This window comes from Vibrio penaeicida (assembly GCF_019977755.1).
Lineage (GTDB): Bacteria > Pseudomonadota > Gammaproteobacteria > Enterobacterales > Vibrionaceae > Vibrio > Vibrio penaeicida.
Genome location: NZ_AP025145.1, coordinates 2045830 through 2060535, shown reverse-complemented (window position 1 = coordinate 2060535; position 14706 = coordinate 2045830). Strand labels below are relative to the sequence as shown.

The window sequence follows — 14706 nt, the reverse complement described above, 5'->3', positions numbered from 1 at the left end:
CGTCTCATCAGACTAGAGGGGAGAAATAGGAATTTCAGGAAAATTGAAAGGCTGGGCAAATTCAATACATGCCATGAAACTGTTTCATGGCATCAAAAAAAGCAATAAATCATGAATGGAACGTTATGTGTTTTTAATGTGACTCCTATCACAATTTTCATTTACTATTTGAAATCATGAAAATACATTTCAAATTGTTAAATGGCAGGTTTTTAGTTGAAGTATGAGTCCATAACAGGTTTTTTCATCGCTTCTTATTGATTTTGTGAATTATTATTCGAGTTTATTTCTATTGAATGGTTGAGCTTTCTACCGTTGATGTTGTTTACCTTGGATTGTTTTATGAGCATATAGGTGTTAAATCTGTGATTCGTGTCAAATATCAATGTAAATGATAATTGATATCATTATTGTTTGGGTGCACCATGCGCGACCTTTTATAAGTTCTCTCTATATTTCTAAGGTTGCTCATGCTTTGGCGTTCTTCACTGATTTTATTCACTGGTCTCACATGCTTTCATGTTTTGGCTCAAGACGAGTTCCAATGGCTCAGAGATGACAGCCGAAGTGATACGAACGTTAAGCAGTTTTTGGTTGAACAAAATACCAAAACCGACAAAACCTTATCAGACATAAAGCCGCTTAAGGACTTACTACTCGATAAGTGGCAACGCGATGATGTCGAAAAAGCCCCTCAACCTTGGTTGGTGATAAAAGGGGAGCAGTACAAACTTAGCGTTCAAGATGGTCGACAAGTTTTGCTGCGAAAAAATCGCTTAAACGCGATGGCTGAAGTTGTTTTGGATATCAGTGCTCGGCAAGAGAAGCACGCTTATTACCGCCTTGCTAATTGGACACTAAGCCACGATTTAAGCGCGATAGCTTTGGCGGAAGATGTTTCTGGGACAGGGCAACATCAGATTTCTGTGATTGAACTTGAAACCGGTTTAGAAACATGGGTTACCAGTGGTTCTGAAGCCACAGTGCTGTGGTCGAGAGACGATCGTTCTCTGTATGCCGTCGGTCAAGAAGATACGACTCAGCGCCCCTACCAATTGGTTCGATTTGATCTCAACTCAAAAAGTAAGATAACCGTATTTGAAGAAACCGATCCAGCGTGGTTGGTGTCTGTCTATCCGGCTAGCGATGACAATTGGGCGATTGTTCAATCTAATAATGAGTCCAGTGTAGAGCAACTTCTTCTTAATCTGAATACAGGGGCATTGTCGAAAACCATATTCCCCAGAAAAGATGGGCTGGAGTATTTTGCAGATATCGCCAACGAGCAGCTGTTTTTGAATTCCAACCATCAAGGCGAATTTGCTATTTGGCAAAAGCCACTCAAAGCCGATATTTCTGAACTTAGCCTTGCGTTCCAACCGACTGAAAATGAATCCATTGATAATTTTTATCTTTTCGAATCTGCGTTAGTGGTTTCGACGGTGGCTCATCAAAACCGCAAGCTAACGGCTGTAAGAGATGGAAAAACCGTGTGGCAGAACTCATTAAATGAGAATGGTGCTGTCACTTGGGTGAAAAGAAACGGTGACTATGGCAGTAATCGAATTCGTTTGCGCAGCATGTCATTGATTCAACCGCCTAAATGGTCGGAATTGGATGTGAATACTGGGCAGGTTTCTGCTCTTTCTCAAGATGTCTATCCAAGCCACGATACCGAAAATTATGTCTCAAAACAGGTTTGGGTTAAGCAAGACGGAGTGCGTATTCCTGTCACCTTGGCTTATCGCAAGGACAAGCTAACCAAGCAATCATCGGTTATTTTGTATGGTTACGGTGCCTATGGTGTCGCCATGCGTCCTTACTTCATGCCTCAAATAGTTAGCTTGTTAAATCAAGGCGCTATTTACGCTATCGCGCATGTTCGCGGTGGCGGTTTCCTTGGAAATGACTGGCATGCATCAGGCCGTGGCATCTACAAGCAAAACGGCATCAATGACTTTCACATGGTATCTCAGTATCTAAAAAACTATGAGGACGGTGACCGCCCTATTCTCGCAATCGGAGGCAGCGCTGGCGGTACGTTAGTCGCAGCAGCGATCAATCAAAAGCCGGAACTTTACCAAGGCGCGGTATTGCAAGTGCCATTTTTAGATGTTGTAAACAGCATGTCCGACAGCTCTATCCCATTGAGCGACCAACAGCATTTGGAATGGGGTAACCCAAGTGATGCCAAACAGCGTGAAGTGATGCTGAACTTCGATCCGTATCAAAACCTTAAAAAACAAAGCTACCCGCCTATTCTAGTCCGCGTGGGTTATCAGGATCGTCGAGTACCTTTTTGGGAAGGTGCTAAGTATGTCGCTCGCCTAAATATGCTGAGTACCGCAGACCACCCTTACTTGTTGCGCACCGATTTCGTTTCTGGTCACAGACCGGATCGCCGACACGCTCTGAATTTTCAGGCGGAAGAGTACGCCTTTCTCCTTTCACTTGTTCAACACTCATCAGCGGAGTAATTGATGAAACTTTCTCCTTTATCTGTCGCAGTATCGGCTGCGTTGTTTTCTCATATCTGCTTCGCTGAAAGCGGCACAGTTTCTACTCAAAATGAACAGGAGTTTGTCGAAACCGTTGTTGTTACGGCTAACAAAATCGACACTCCTCTGTTCGAAGTACCGGGATCCATCTCTGTGGTTGATCTGGACAAGGTGGAAAAGGAAGGGGCAACAGAACTCTATGATGCGCTGGACACCGAACCGGGCGTTTCTGTTACTGGCGGAGCGGGTCGACCTCAGAACATCGTAATCCGAGGGATGACTGGAAACCGAATTGCCATTGTGAAAGATGGTGTAAAAATGTCGGATGGCTACGGTGCGCTGGATCTCAATGATGGCGCAGGTCGCGACACTTTTGATATCAACAGCCTCAAGCAAATCGAAGTTGTGAAAGGGGCGAGCTCCAACATTCACGGTTCCGGTGCTATTGGCGGTGTTGTGGTACTGGTTTCCAAGAAGCCAGAGGACTATTTGCAAGGTAAAGATTTCCATTCCGAGGTAGGAACTACCTACACCCAGATCAGTAACAAAACCAAAAGCTATGCGCTTTCTGCATTTCGTTTTCAAGATACCGAAGCTTTAATTCGTGCAAGCTACTGGTTGGGCGAGGAGACCCGAAACTACAAGCAGGATCTCTATAATCGTGATATCGACGGCTACAATTTGGATGCGGTGGTTGACCATTATCTGCACGACGATTTTATTCTTAAAGCCAAAGCAAATTACTACCTTAACCGTGTTAATCGCGATGAAGGCACGCATATCGTTCAGCCGGATGGCAAATGGGACGTTAGCCACTACAACGACAAAGTTTTTACCCGGACGATCGGCGTGGAACTTGGGACACAGCATACCGTCTCAAATGCATTTTACGATGAGCTGAATACCAAGGGCTATCTGCGTGATTCCACTTCGCAGCGCGATCGCAATTACTCGATATATCGTGATAACAGAGGCATCACGGAGTACCGCAATGAAGATGATCATCGTGAGTTTAACGACAGTGCGATGGGCATCAATCTGGACGCCAATAAACTAACTGACTTCGTAGATATGCAGCATCAGATCGTTTACGGTGTAGAAGTAGACCGTCGTTCGTACAACCGCCCGGTTAGCCGAAAGACATTCGACACAAATGGTTTGGACGAGCAAGATAAGTCGCCGTTTGCCGGAGTGGTTACTCACAGATTCAGTTCGTACATAAAAGACAGAGCAACCCATGGCAACTGGATATTCGATCTTGGCGCACGCTTTGATTTTCACCACCTCGAGCCTGAAACAAGAAGCGAAATTGGTGGCTACGAAATCAGCAATACCCGCAGCTCAGAATGGTCGCCAAGTTTGTCTGTTACCCACAAGTTCACGCCTTCTCTGAATGGTTATATCAGCTACAACCATGGCTATCGTGCCCCGAGCTACGACAAGGTCTACGGCTTTGTACCTCACTTGTTTAACCTATTCGACCCGTTTTACATTATTCCGAATTTAGAGTTGGAAAAAGAGACCAGCGATTCCTACGAACTGGGTGCTAAATATCAGGACGGTCAGTGGTCCTGGTCGACGGCGGTTTTCCACACCCAATACAAAAACTTCATCGATGTTAAGCGAATAGGTCGGGATCCAAACGGCAATTCGCTGTACCAGTATGTAAACAAGAAAAATGTGTTTACGCAGGGGATGGAATTCTCTGTGGCATACCAGATTGATGAGCAATGGGCAGTGTCGACCAAAGCCGGCGTAGTCGATGGAAAAGATGGCGATGGCAATTACATCCGTTCTCTGACTCCTTGGGAAGGCAACGTTCAGCTCGACTACGAACAAAATGCATTGAGTGGCTACCTTCGAATGAACTGGGCTGCTGAAATGACCAGAACGCCTGTTTGCAACAATGAACTGCAAGTGGAAGTGCCGTGTGACCAGACTCAAGCTTGGCAGTCACTGGATGCAGGTGCAAGCGTTGTCCTTTGGGATGACCTGACTCTAAGCGCTAACGTGATCAATCTGCTGGACAGTCAATTTACGCGTTATCAGGACATCGCTGGATTGGGTAAGCATCAGACCTCTTTCTCAACCGAACCTGGTCGCTATTTCACACTTAACGCGAAATACGAGTTTTAGGGAGGCATGATGAAAAAGTACCTCTTGCCGACCCTGCTTTGTGCCTCTATTTCATCTGCAATGGCTGGGGAATGGGACTACCCGAGTAATGCAACCACAGTGACCAGTGATGGTGAAGCACTGAACTATGTGAGCCAGCGTTATGCTGATGTTGGTTCATTCCGTTTGCGTTACGTTACCGAAAGTAAGCTCGGCAAGCACTATAACTTCGATGTGTTGGTGGGTGGCGAATACAAACATCAGAGAGCGGTCGTTCTGAGTGTGGATAACGATCAGCGTGTTACCCGTATATTCAAAAGCCTTGAAGATACAGTTGTTCGAAACGGGTTAGTCATCACTGCGATTGAGCTAGAAAATCCGAGGCGTCTTGAGGCACTTGAGCCGCCAGAACTGGCAACAGGTTCCATCAAGTCTGTGAACGTCAATGTGTTCGACCCAGATCTTCGTACCATGGATAAGGTTCCGCAGCCCGATACCTTGTGGAAAAATCTGGAAGACTACCCGCATTCTATTCGTTACGTGAGCAAGCCTGTATCTGTTCTTGAATCTGGTGGCAAGCTGTATCTGGCTAATGAGCGTGTGCGTCAGGTGGATGCGAAGGAGCTGCAACAGAAAAATGCGGGTACTGGAGCCTGGGAAACCAGCCCGACCAGCTCGTTTCTGGCTCAGGAAGGTGTTGCTGAATTTGCTTCTGAAGCAGCCTTGAGTTCAGTGACTTATGACATGCCGGAATTTGCGCAGATTATGGCGTTTTACCATCTTGATCATTCGTTGCAATACCTGTCTTCACTGGGTTCTGATTTGTTTTCTGAACCCGTTCGCTTTGACGGAAGGGGACTGTCGCAAGATAACTCGACATATTACTTCGGTCCTAAAGCCGCCATGTTCGGAATTACAGGCTCGCCAGACGCAATAGATGCCGATGTGGTTATCCATGAATTAGGGCATGGCATCCATTATCAGATTGTGCCGGACTGGGGCTATGGTCATACCGGAGCCATCGGAGAAGGTTTCGGCGACTATTGGGCAGGGTCATACAGCTACCGCGTTCAGTACGCGCAGAGCGAATCTTTTGAACTGGATACCTTCGCTAACTGGGATGGATTGTTCGGTTTCAAGAAAAATACCCGGAGCCTTTGGAATCAGCGTGCTCGCTACTTTGAAAGAAGCGAATACCGACCACACGAATATGTGGGCGGAGAACTGGGCGATGAACTTTGGTCAACGCCTTTGTTCCAGTCACTGAAACAATCGGTCGCCAAATACGGTCAGGTCGCTTTCTCGGAGTTTGACACCATTGTGCTGCAATCCATGTATGGCTTAGGTCGCGGTATGAAGATGCATGATCTGGCAGAAAGCATGATTTTTGTTGCCAACAAACTGTATTCGGGTAAGGAATACGCTCAGATGCTAAAAGCGAATTTTGATATTCATGGGTTGATTAAAGAACCGTTTCGCGTGGTCAATACGCCTAAATTTATCGATCCCGAGCACGGCATTGATCTGCAGATCCAGCGCACCTTATCCCTGAGCAGTATCGAAGGTGTAGCCCGTACCGATTTGGCGAAAGAGGTCAGTTTTTCTGATGCCAGTTCGGCTCTCCAGAAGGTTCATGTTTCTGGTCTGGCGAATGGTGTCTGTGCCAAGCCTTTTGATTTGGCTTTAGACATTCAATATCAGGTAACGAGTAACCAATCGGTTCGTCGCTGGCAGCTTACTGAGAAATTTATCTACGGACAGCCGATCTTTGTCACACCAGTCACTTCCGTCAACGCACCCATTTCCGATGCGGACCAGAACAATAACTTAGGCGTTAAGTCGTTCAGCTATGACGTATACGCTAAAAAATCTATCTCAGACAACCTTGGGATTTATTTCGAGTTAGAGCACGAAAAGCTGACTGATATCGAACTCAAGTTGACCAGCCCAGATAACGTTGTTATCCGAATTAAGCCGCATGAATACAGCAGCGGTAACAAGTTCAAACGCTACTTTGCTGCGGGCAACTCTAAAGAGTTAGACGCCCTGAAAGGAACCAGTATGTATGGCATCTGGCGACTGGAAATCACCGACTTTGTACACCAGGACACAGGCACTTTATTGAAATGGGGTGTCAGCGAACTGAGTGGATATCAATGTGAGAATACGACGACAGACAACAATAAAAAGCCGTCGACGACGCAATCTTCAGGCGGGGCATCCATTGCCTGGCTAAGTTTGCTCATTCTATTTACCGGAGCCTGGCTTCGGAACCGCAAGTACTACTAAGAGTTCATTATGAAAACAAAACTGACCCTGCTTTCGGCAGCTCTCCTGCTAGCCGGTTGTGGTGGTTCGGGCGGCGATTCTGCCAGCTCAACCAGCCTTCCGACTTATAATTTGTCTGGCAACATTACGACAGCAAATGTCCCTGCAAGCGCAAAAGTATGTGTGGATGCAAACCAAAACTACCGTTGTGATGCGTCCGAGGCGAGCACAACTGCACGTAATGGCGCTTTTACCATCACCAGCACCAGCCTGAGTATTTATGATTTTCCCATTTTGGCGGTACTGGACACAGGTGTGGCGCAAGCTTCTGCATTAAGCAGTGTTAACCCTGCCTCTGCGGGAAGCCAGACTGTTTTGGCTGCGCCGAATCGTCGAATGAAAAGCGACAACGTTATCAATGGCATCACGACACTGATCTCTGGCGCAATGGATAACGGTTTAACGCTGACTCAGGCGGTTTCTCAGGTAGAAACCGAAATTAAGCGCGCGAATATCGCCTTTTCTGGCTCTTTGCTAAATAACCTCAATGCCAACGCGCTAAGTGTACTTGAAGCGAATGTGGTCAAGCTCTCTCAAGCGGCAGGTGATAAGAACCGCCCCAACGTTCTGGCATCTGCTGGACTTTCGCTAGCAGACTACACAGCGTTGACGGAAGCTAACGCATCGGCTGAAGATCTGACTAAAGCAGTGACTGAACTGTCGAAAGCCAAATTCACTTTGCAGCCATTGAATGATACGGGTCTGACTAAATTCTTCTCGGATGCTTCAAACACAGAAAACCAGACCGAGAATCCATCGGATTACCCAGGTCAGGATGCTATGCATGGTCTTGATGTCACGGATAAGCAGGCTAACACTGGCAACGGTTTTAAATTCAAAAAACTGGATGCTCAGGGTAACGAGCTGGCAGATGACGCCACTGAATGGTCATGCGTATCCGATGAACGCACCGGATTGGTTTGGGAAGTGAAATCTAATGATACCTCCTCCATCCAGCATTTAGATCGCCTGTTTGCTTTGGAAATCAAAGATCGTATTTCTTCTAACAAAGGCGACGTTTTGACAGCTACTTGTCAGACTACTGGCGACGGAATTTGTACGACTCAGCAGTACGCTGATGAGTTAAGTAAACGAAATATCTGCGGTTTATCTACTTGGCGTTTGCCAACGGGAGATGAGCTGTATGGAATCATAGATTTTAGCAGTACTAGCCCTCTTCCGAATAAAGCACCGAGTGATCCAGGTGAGGTGATTGCGGGTCTGAATATGAAGTACTTCCCTAACCAAACTATTGGCTCAGAAGATGAGGCACCTTACCTAAAACACGGCATTGTATGGTCTGACAGCTTCTACGCAAACAGTTACCGTGAGGAGGAAGATGGGGTGGTTTACTTTAGTTATGTTCACCTAGTGAGCCCAACACATGCGGCTTCTTACACTGGAAAAATAAGAAAACTTGCTTGGAGCTTGGGCACAATAGCATTCGATGAATATGGGATTTTTACAGGTTCTTATTCAGATGACACATCCGAATCTTGGATTTTCCCAACTCGTTTGGTTGCGAATAAGGAGACTAAATAATGAAAAAGTGGTTGATTTCATCAGTTTTATTACTGACTTCCGTAAGTGCGTTCGCTCAAATTTGTAGCTCAAACATCAGTCGTTCAGCTCCGAATTCCAGGTTTGTTGTTGAGGATTCCGGCATTGTAAAAGATTTGAAGACAGGTCTAACTTGGATGAGGTGTCCTGTAGGCAAAACATGGGATGCGGCGCAATCTTCTTGTAACGGTAAGTCAGCAGAGTTCTTATGGCAACCAGCACTTCAAAGAGCTAATGACATCGCTAATTCGCCTTTAGATTCACTCTATCAATTTGCGGGTGTGACAAGCTGGCGCTTACCGAATATCAAGGAGCTGCAATCATTGATTGAAAAAGGTTGTCATACACCAATGTTAAATTCTAAGGCATTTCCTAATTTCATTGATAAAGATGCTGTCACAACAAGAACGATTTGGAGTTCAACACCTGTTGGTTCAGGTGACGCAGTACTTGTTTTTAACACTGTACATGGCGAAATATACACTCAAGAACCCAATAAAGCTGGCGCAAACTACGCAATTATAATGGTCGCAGACAGCAAGTAATATCTAAAAGCTTCAGGATCACAAAAAGTCAGTATTTGTTTCAAAGGCTGGCTTTTTTGTTTCTGATAAATGAAGAGAGCTCGCTGCGAAAAGGGTGATATCGATGTAGAGCGACTACACCGAACAAGCGCTGCCTTGTATAAATAACCCACAAATTGCTGCAAAAATCAGCTCGAAAGGTCAACAGACCTTAGCAATGCCTTTAAGAACAAATCGTTCGAGATTTTTCTACTCGATTCAGCTCATCACTTTAGTCTGAAAGGCTCAATTAATTATCTCTAATACAGTTCTCTGTGTTGAACTTTGGTCGGTCTTATTCTAAACCTAGATAATAAGTTAATAAATAATAAAAACAATATGTTTAACATTGAAGTAAATTAGTTCCCCTTACAAAATTCAACCTTGTGACTGTTATGAGTGATGATAATTTTTGTTTTGCCCAGCCCGAAGAAGTTGAGCAACCTAGTAATGCAGACTACTGGGATATCCTTGTTGTGGACGATGAACAGGATATCCATGAAGTTACTAAAATGGTCTTTAATGACAGTGAGTTTTTAGATCATAAGTTCAGGTTTTCTCACGCCTACTCCGCCAAGGAAGCGAAAGAGCAATTACTGGATAATGAGAACTTTGCAGTTTTACTGCTTGATGTGGTCATGGAAACGAGGCAAGCAGGGTTGGATCTCGCCAAATGGGTGCGTGAAGATCTTGGGAATAAGCATAGCCGTATTATTCTAAGAACGGGGCAACCAGGCGACGCGCCGGAAGAGTCTGTAATTCACAACTACGATATTAACGACTATAAAAACAAGACGGAGCTAAGTTCGACTCGCCTGACGACAACTGTTTTTTCTGCTGTACGTTCCTACAACGATATCCTGACGATTGAACATTCAGAGAAAGCGTTAAAAGTTATATCAAATTTAACGTCGAATGTTTTTAAGGAAAAGACTACTGAAACATGGCTGGAAGGTATACTTTCACAGTTGGTTTCGGTCCTTAGGTTGGAAAGCACTAACGGCTTTGGATTTTGCGCCTCTCCTGTTGATGGAGAGTGGACTGTAGTTTCATCTACGGATAAAAATAGCGTCGAAATTGGCGAACCACTTACTCGCTATTTGGATAACCGGGATGTGGAAAGTTTCGAATTTAACGGTCAAATAGTAGAGGTTTCTCCTTCTCAGTTTGTCATACCGCTGGGTGTTAGAAATTCGTTGGGCATCATTTCAATCAACTTACCGCGGCATAATATTGAAAGCCATAGAAAGCTAATAGAAATATTAATTAGAAGCGCGTCTATTGCATACGATAAGTTCTTCTTATTAGAGGAAATGATAGCGACACAAAGAGAGGCTGCTTATCGGTTTGGTGAAGTGATTACTGAACGCTGCAAAGAACCCAAAAACCACATACAACGACTGTCCATGTTGTCCTACGCTCTAGCTATTCACTCCGGCTTAACAGAAGAACATGCTCATAGAATCAAAACCGCTGTACCGCTGTACCATACAGGTACTATTGCCATCCCTGATGAAGTTCTCTTTAAATCCGATACGTTGACGAATGAAGAATGGGAAGTAATGAAATCTCATACTTCTATAGGCGGAGAAATCTTGTCGGGCTCTCCTCTTGAAGTGCTGCAAACCGCTTCTGTTATTGCTTCAACGCACCACGAAAAATGGGACGGTTCAGGTTACCCCTCCGGATTGAAAGGGAGCGATATTCCAATTGAGGGAAGAATCATTGCCATCGCCGCTGCTTTCGAATCCATGATGATGGAAAGGTCTAGTGTCCCCCCTAAATCAAAAGACGACATTACCCACTATTTTCATCAAGAAAAATCTAAGCACTTCGATCCAACGTTATGTGACGTTTTTATTGGAATTTATGATGAATGCGTTTCGCTAATGAACAAATATCCGAGATCAAAGGCTGTTATATGAATTTTATTAGATGCTTAACCAAGTTATCGACAGTTACATTATGTGTTGTGATTTCCATTACCTCACCCACAAGCGAGGCAAAACAGCAGTTTAGAAAAGACACCAGTGTAGACTCTATTACAAACAGTTTCCGAGCAGGCTCGCACGCCAAAGTTTATTTACCCAACCTTCCCTATATAGCAAGCTCTCACTCGATTAACGCTGGTTTGGTAAGGCCTGCCAATAACCAGCAAGGCTGGGAATATGACATGGCCGTTAGCCATAACATTTTGTCGCCACGTCTTTATGAGTTCGAACTAAGAAAAGGGGTTAAGTTTCAGGATGGGACGCCTTTTGATGCCGATTCTGTGCTGATGAATATCGACTATTTTATGAAGAAGCCCTATACATTCACCAAACTCCATAAAATATTGGAAAAAGTTGAAAAGGTTTCTCAACATAAAATTCGTTTCCATCTAAGCGAGGATTACGGTCTGCTAATGTACGACGCCATATGGCTTCATTTTTATACCGAGCCATATCTTAAGAAATTTGGTTGGAACGGTAAGCCTTTTTGTCCCAATTTGGCGGAAGCAGGACCTTATGGTTTAGGTCCTTATATTTTGAAGGAAGGGTATATCGAAGGTGACAGAAGAACCGATACCGCAACACTAGTCGCTAACCCACATTATTGGGATGAAAACTCACCTAAAGTGGAAAAAATTACGCTCTTTATGGGCATGTCTCAGGAAGAAGCGAAACAAAAAACACTGCAATCTGAAGGTGAAATCGACATCACTCCCGTCTTGTTTTCAGATGAGGTAGAAACCATTTTCGCACCATATTCTAAATTGAGCCGTCTCCAATCTACCAACACCTATATTTCGAGATTTAACCTCTTCAATGGGCACCCTATATTCCGCGAAAGAGAAATTCGCGAGGTGATCAATGAAATTATTGATCAAGAGTCGCTGGTTTCTCTCTCCATGAACGGTGAGGGAGTGAGCACTTACGTATCCGTAGCAGAACAACTCTTTGGAATGAAAGAGGCGCTAGATAAAATAGAAGGTATAAACCGCCCGATGAGAAGCAAGAAAGAACTGCAGAACCTCATCAGCCAATACAAAAAGAAACATGGGTTTAAAGAAGAGCAAAAGATCCCAATTCGTTTGTTAGCTCAGCAAAGCATGCAATACATCTTGAAGGATATAAAATTCTTTATTGAAAAGTATGACTTTGAAGTGACGTTCATCATCGCCAAGTCTGAGTCGGAAATGTTTGGTAATGCCATCGGTGCGCATAACAATACCAATTCCATTCAATTCGACATTGTCTTGTGGCCCAATTTTGATTGGTTCAGAAGCCCTTGGGTCTCATTCTTTATTTTTGATACAGCTTCAAGTTGGTCTACGACCCCGCCCGAGAAAGATTTGGAAGCGCATGTCTCTAAGTTTATATCTACGCCTTATAGCTCAACAGAGTACACGACGGTTTTATCCAATCTTCTGCAATACATAAGGCACATGAACTATCAACTCAGCTTGCCGAGCCCATACAACACCATTGCGATTAACAAGGAAGTGGTATTTAAACCAAGAACCTCCGCTATCTTCCCGTTGTGGGAAATACAGGTAAGCGATTTTCATTGGTCGGTTCGAGGCGATACTCCGTATCCGGAAGTACTCAAAACCCCGATAGAGATTACGGCGACAGAGGGCAAGTAATATGGGTGCGTTTGCGGGAGACAGCTTATCAAAGAAAATTCTAGTGTTGTTTCTGGCAACAACCAGTGTCTTGATTTTGCAAGGGATATATAACGTCTACAGTATGAATGGCGTGAATAACTCCATCAAACAAGTTCATGATTCTGTTGCTCAGGTGAGTCGAAACAACGCGGAATTGACGCAGCCTTTAGCCGAGCTTAGGCAGCTAACCATGAACCTTGTAATGGCTCCCAATCGCAATGCGAAAGCAGAGATCATTGAGAAAATTAAAGTAGAGACAAAAGCGATAAACGTGACGATAGAAAACTATCGAGCGGCGCAAAATTCACATCAAGAGTTACTGGCTGTCACTGAAGACATACGTTCATCTTGGGCGGAGTACAAAGAAGCGGTGTTACTGACTATCAACTATTCCGACGACAACATTCGTATTGCGGAGTTTATGCACATTACGACGGATGCAAAAAACGCTTACGACAAATTAATAGCGGACGTAGCCGCCTACAATAACCACCTCGTGGATATCAGTGAGGTGATATACGATAAAGCGGGTGAAGATTCGAAATGGGCATTTTGGGCGGTGATTCTCACCACGGTAACCGAGGCCGTTATTCTAAAAGTTATCCTGTTTTATGTATTGAATTTGGTAAAGAAAAGGCTTGATGAACGGAAAGCACATATTCAAGAGGTCACAGAGAAAAACAGCGAATTGGAAGACAATATTTCCAAGTTAAAAACGGTACAAGGGAAACTGATTGAGGCAGAGAAGCAGGCTTCTTTGAGTAAACTGGTGGCCGGTGTCGCACATGAGATTAACACTCCCATTGGGATAGGCATTACTTCGTCAACCCTCATAGAAAACAGCACAAGTAAGTTAGGAGAGCGTGTTGAAAGTGGTCAACTGACCAAAAATCACCTGACTGACTTTGTCTCTTCTTCAATTGAAACAATACAAGTTCTTATCAAAAACCTCCATCGCGCCGCCGAAATAATTCAACGTTTTAAACGGCTTTCATCTGACAATATGCAGCCATTGATAGAGAGCTTGAATATCGGAGACAAAACCAAAGATACCATTTTGGCAATCAGCCCAAATATGAAAGGTGTGGATGTTAATTTGGAAAATATTCAAAATATTGAAGTGGAAACAGACTCAGGTGCGATATATCACACAATTTCGAACTTAGTTCTTAACGCTAAAAACCATGCTTTTGAAAACATTGAAAGCCCAAAAGTTGTGGTACGTATGGGCGATTATCAAGAAGATAAAGTGACCATCATGGTACAAGATAATGGGAACGGTATAGATGAAGAGACGTTGCCTCAGATTTTCGACCCATTTTTCAGTACCGCCAAAAACAACGGTGGGACGGGACTAGGGCTTTCCATTGTGTTCAATGTGTTGGCAAGAATAAACGGTTCGATAAGGTGTGAGAGTGAAAAAGGGCAAGGGACGACGTTTTTCATTGAGATCCCTGGCCCAGCAAAATTAGTTTCTCACTGAGGGTCGGGAATGTGAAGAGGGTTGGGAATGTGACAAAAAGTAGCATCGAATACTTTTCTATCACCTTCAGTTAGCTCTGCTTGAATCTTAAGAGCCTTATTGTAAAATTCTTCGGCTTGTTCGAGTTGTTTGTTTACCTGTAGTGCATGGCTTAATACGGCATTAGTAAAAGCTTGAATCCAATCTGCGCCTGTCCCATCAAAGAAATCAAACGACTCCCGAGCATAGGTGAGGCTTATCTCAGTTTCGTTAAGTGCCAATGCACGAGCAACCGCTAAGTTGGCCAGTTGAATGTTCTCTTGTGTTCCGACTTTGGTCCAGTGATAAAGGGAAGAGAAGGCAGTGACCAGCACTCTTTGTTTTTCTGCATCTGTTGCCGACTGCTCTGAAAGTGTCCAAAATTCATTATTCGCTTCAATCGCAAAGTAGCGGCTGAGACGAGAGATATCTACTTCATTTGGCTTTGCCATAATTTTCCTTTTTAACGTCTGTAATCTGCATTGCTCATCT

Annotated in this window: 9 protein-coding genes; 8 read left to right on the top strand and 1 reads right to left on the bottom strand. The window is 44.3% G+C overall.

All coding sequences use genetic code 11. The annotated features are described in order from the left end of the window. Positions 1–470: 470 nt before the first annotated feature. The 8 genes from LDO37_RS27460 to LDO37_RS27425 all read left to right on the top strand — a co-directional run bounded on the left by LDO37_RS27460 (position 471) and on the right by LDO37_RS27425 (position 14196). Positions 471–2477, top strand: coding sequence for a prolyl oligopeptidase family serine peptidase (locus LDO37_RS27460; RefSeq protein WP_126606818.1), 2007 nt, complete (start codon positions 471–473; stop codon positions 2475–2477). 3 nt (positions 2478–2480) lie between these two features. Further along, the gene (locus LDO37_RS27455; RefSeq protein WP_126606817.1) at positions 2481–4634 is read left to right on the top strand and encodes a TonB-dependent hemoglobin/transferrin/lactoferrin family receptor; all 2154 of its coding nucleotides are present in this window, start codon (positions 2481–2483) and stop codon (positions 4632–4634) included. Positions 4635–4643: 9 nt separating this feature from the next. Further along, positions 4644–6902, top strand: a complete 2259-nt coding sequence (locus LDO37_RS27450; RefSeq protein ID WP_185829736.1) for a proprotein convertase P-domain-containing protein — start codon at positions 4644–4646, stop codon at positions 6900–6902. 9 nt (positions 6903–6911) lie between these two features. Continuing rightward, the gene (locus tag LDO37_RS27445; protein ID WP_126606815.1) at positions 6912–8483 is read left to right on the top strand and encodes an Lcl C-terminal domain-containing protein; all 1572 of its coding nucleotides are present in this window, start codon (positions 6912–6914) and stop codon (positions 8481–8483) included. Then, a complete protein-coding gene (locus LDO37_RS27440; protein WP_126606814.1) occupies positions 8483–9046 on the top strand; it encodes an Lcl C-terminal domain-containing protein in 564 nt (187 codons plus the stop codon). Before LDO37_RS27445 ends, LDO37_RS27440 begins: the two co-directional genes overlap by 1 nt. 413 nt (positions 9047–9459) lie before the next feature. After that, a complete protein-coding gene (locus LDO37_RS27435; RefSeq protein WP_126606813.1) occupies positions 9460–10989 on the top strand; it encodes an HD domain-containing phosphohydrolase in 1530 nt (509 codons plus the stop codon). Next, a complete protein-coding gene (locus LDO37_RS27430; RefSeq protein WP_126606812.1) occupies positions 10986–12692 on the top strand; it encodes an ABC transporter substrate-binding protein in 1707 nt (568 codons plus the stop codon). The genes LDO37_RS27435 and LDO37_RS27430 overlap by 4 nt, the downstream gene beginning before the upstream one ends. A gap of 1 nt (position 12693) precedes the next feature. Then, positions 12694–14196, top strand: coding sequence for a sensor histidine kinase (locus tag LDO37_RS27425; RefSeq protein WP_126606811.1), 1503 nt, complete (start codon positions 12694–12696; stop codon positions 14194–14196). Here the strand turns inward: LDO37_RS27425 and LDO37_RS27420 are convergent. Then, positions 14190–14666, bottom strand: coding sequence for a hypothetical protein (locus LDO37_RS27420; RefSeq protein WP_126606810.1), 477 nt, complete (start codon positions 14664–14666; stop codon positions 14190–14192). The genes LDO37_RS27425 and LDO37_RS27420 overlap by 7 nt on opposite strands. Positions 14667–14706 lie beyond the last annotated feature (40 nt).

Excerpts from the sequence above, each read along its gene's own strand:
- LDO37_RS27460 (WP_126606818.1), top strand. The coding sequence starts at position 471 with ATGCTTTGGCGTTCTTCACTGATTTTATTCACTGGTCTCACATGCTTT.
- LDO37_RS27455 (WP_126606817.1), top strand. The coding sequence starts at position 2,481 with ATGAAACTTTCTCCTTTATCTGTCGCAGTATCGGCTGCGTTGTTTTCT.
- LDO37_RS27450 (WP_185829736.1), top strand. The coding sequence starts at position 4,644 with ATGAAAAAGTACCTCTTGCCGACCCTGCTTTGTGCCTCTATTTCATCT.
- LDO37_RS27445 (WP_126606815.1), top strand. The coding sequence starts at position 6,912 with ATGAAAACAAAACTGACCCTGCTTTCGGCAGCTCTCCTGCTAGCCGGT.
- LDO37_RS27440 (WP_126606814.1), top strand. The coding sequence starts at position 8,483 with ATGAAAAAGTGGTTGATTTCATCAGTTTTATTACTGACTTCCGTAAGT.
- LDO37_RS27435 (WP_126606813.1), top strand. The coding sequence starts at position 9,460 with ATGAGTGATGATAATTTTTGTTTTGCCCAGCCCGAAGAAGTTGAGCAA.
- LDO37_RS27430 (WP_126606812.1), top strand. The coding sequence starts at position 10,986 with ATGAATTTTATTAGATGCTTAACCAAGTTATCGACAGTTACATTATGT.
- LDO37_RS27425 (WP_126606811.1), top strand. The coding sequence starts at position 12,694 with ATGGGTGCGTTTGCGGGAGACAGCTTATCAAAGAAAATTCTAGTGTTG.
- LDO37_RS27420 (WP_126606810.1), bottom strand. The coding sequence starts at position 14,666 with ATGGCAAAGCCAAATGAAGTAGATATCTCTCGTCTCAGCCGCTACTTT.